The sequence below is a fragment of the Pseudomonas sp. GW460-LB5 genome (assembly GCF_059423245.1).
This window is the reverse complement of sequence record NZ_JBWKXT010000143.1, coordinates 1-659: the sequence shown is the minus strand read 5'-3', so window position 1 is coordinate 659 and position 659 is coordinate 1. Positions and strand designations below refer to the sequence as shown.

The 659-nt window shown below is 57.5% G+C and carries 1 protein-coding gene; it reads right to left on the bottom strand.

Going from position 1 to position 659, the window contains the following annotated elements:
- On the bottom strand, positions 1-659 hold a 659-nt coding region (locus tag AC07XM_RS31090), incomplete at both ends, for an EF-Tu C-terminal domain-related protein (protein ID WP_495046089.1).

Below are 659 nucleotides of genomic sequence, written 5' to 3'. Positions count from 1 at the left end.
GCTACGACGCCGGCGCCGACGGTACGACCGCCTTCACGGATAGCGAAGCGCAGACCGTCTTCCATTGCGATGGTCTTGATCAGGGTAACAGTCATCTGAATGTTGTCACCTGGCATTACCATTTCAACGCCTTCCGGCAGTTCGCAGTTACCGGTCACGTCAGTGGTACGGAAGTAGAACTGAGGACGGTAGCCTTTGAAGAACGGAGTGTGACGACCGCCTTCTTCCTTCGACAGGACGTAGACTTCTGCGGTGAACTTGGTGTGCGGCTTGACCGAACCTGGCTTGACCAGAACCTGGCCACGCTCAACGTCGTCACGCTTGGTACCACGCAGCAGAACGCCGCAGTTCTCGCCAGCACGACCTTCGTCCAGCAGCTTGCGGAACATCTCAACACCGGTGCAGGTGGTGGTGGTGGTGTCACGCAGACCAACGATTTCCAGCGGATCCTGAACGCGGACGATACCACGCTCGATACGACCGGTAACAACGGTACCACGACCCGAGATCGAGAATACGTCTTCGATTGGCATCAGGAACGGCTTGTCGATAGCACGCTCTGGCTCTGGGATGTAGCTGTCCAGAGTTTCAACCAGCTTCTTGACGGCGGAGGTGCCCATCTCGTTGTCGTCTTTGCCTTCCAGCGCCATACGAGCCGA